The 779-nt window shown below is 74.7% G+C and carries 1 protein-coding gene; it reads left to right on the forward strand.

Annotated features, from left to right (window positions below):
• On the forward strand, window positions 1-779 hold a 779-nt coding region (locus tag CCN44_RS42670; protein ID WP_086704641.1), incomplete at both ends, for a pectinesterase family protein.

A 779-nucleotide genomic window follows, 5' to 3' on the forward strand; every position in this document is an offset into this window, starting at 1 on the left:
CTACGGCTCCCCGGCCCGCCGCCTCACCCCGGGCACCCTCTACGTCGACCCGCACGGCCGCGGCGACTTCACCTCCGTCCAGGCCGCGGTGACCGCCGCCACCGGCAGCGGCCGGACCCTGGTGATCGCCCCCGGCCGCTACCGGGAGACGGTCGCCGTCGACGCCGGGCGTACGGAGATGACCTGGATCGGCGCCTCCGGGAACCCGCGGGACGTGGTGATCGTCCACGACAACGCGGCCGGCACCCCCAAGCCCGGCGGCGGTACCCACGGCACCAGCGGTTCGGCGACGACCACCGTACGGGCCGACGGGTTCACCGCGCGCTGGATCACCTTCGCCAACGACTGGCTGCGCGCCGACCACCCGGACGTCACCGGCACCCAGGCCGTCGCCCTCAAGGCGCAGGGCGACCGCGGCGCCTTCCTGCACTGCCGCTTCCTCGGCCACCAGGACACCCTGTACGCCGACTCCCCGGCCCTGTCCGTCTTCGCCCGCCAGTACTACGCGCACTGCTACGCCGAGGGAGACGTCGACTTCGTCTTCGGCCGGGCCACCGCGGTGTTCGAGCACTGCCACTTCCGCACGCTGAACCGGACGGACCTGGCCGCGGCGCCCTACGGCTTCGTCTTCGCGCCCTCCACGGCCGCCGCCAACCCGCGCGGTTACCTGGTCGTCCGCGGCCGTGTCACCAGCGGGGCCCCCGACGCCTGCTACAAGCTGGCCCGCCCCTGGGTCCCCAGCTCCGACCCCACCGCCCGCCCCATGCTCACCGTCCGCG

It is taken from the genome of Streptomyces tricolor, from assembly GCF_002155905.1.
GTDB classification, from domain to species: Bacteria; Actinomycetota; Actinomycetes; order Streptomycetales; family Streptomycetaceae; genus Streptomyces; species Streptomyces tricolor.